2 protein-coding genes are annotated in these 641 nt (G+C 31.8%); both read left to right on the top strand.

Features of this window, described 5'->3' with window-relative positions; genetic code table 11:
• On the top strand, positions 1-308 hold a 308-nt coding region (locus H8706_RS12280; RefSeq protein WP_262432865.1), incomplete at its 5' end, for a tyrosine-type recombinase/integrase.
• On the top strand, positions 301-573 hold the full coding sequence (locus H8706_RS12275; protein ID WP_262432864.1) for a hypothetical protein: 273 nt from the start codon (positions 301-303) through the stop codon (positions 571-573). The genes H8706_RS12280 and H8706_RS12275, both read left to right, overlap by 8 nt.
• Positions 574-641 lie beyond the last annotated feature (68 nt).

Here is a 641-nt window from a genome sequence, read left to right as displayed (position 1 = left end):
CATCATCCGATATATTATTTGTAAAACTTATATCACCATTTGATGGATTGAAAAATTTATACCCTATTTTTCAAAAATATTTGCGTCGAGCGAATATTTCCATTGAGGAACATCCCTATCACGGTTTGCATTCTTTGCGTCATAGTTTAGCTACAACCTTATTAGAGAATGGTGTAGAACCTATTGTTATATCGGATATACTTGGTCATATTTCTCCCAATTCAATCAAACCTTATTTGAAAGTAAATATAGAAAAATTAAAAGAATGTGCTTTAACTGGAAATTGGGAGGTATCAATATATGAGTAAATGTAATGATAAATTTAATAGTATTTTCGCTGATAAGCTCTATTCTTTTGTTAAATTCAAGCAAGGTATGGGTTGGTCATATTCTGATGCATCAAGAGCATTAGTATGCTTCGATAAGTATGTAATCGAAAGCAAGTATACTACTCCAATAATTACTAAGGAACTAATAAACTCTTGGATAGAAAATTATCCCAATGCTAATCAAACAACAATTTGTGCCATCCCAGTAAAAATAGACACAAAAAAGCTCCAAAAAACGAAATGAATCGCAGTATTTCGTTAATTTACGCAAACCGACCGCATTTATTCCACGGTTTGCTTGACAATGAGTAG

The sequence above is a fragment of the Qingrenia yutianensis genome (assembly GCF_014385105.1).
In the GTDB taxonomy this organism is placed as follows: Bacteria; Bacillota; Clostridia; order UMGS1810; family UMGS1810; genus Qingrenia; species Qingrenia yutianensis.
The sequence above is the reverse complement of the archived record's forward strand: the minus strand, read 5'-3'. Positions and strand labels throughout refer to the sequence as shown.

Bases quoted from the DNA above. Each gene is read 5' to 3' on its own strand.
- H8706_RS12275 (WP_262432864.1), top strand. From the start codon at position 301: ATGAGTAAATGTAATGATAAATTTAATAGTATTTTCGCTGATAAGCTC.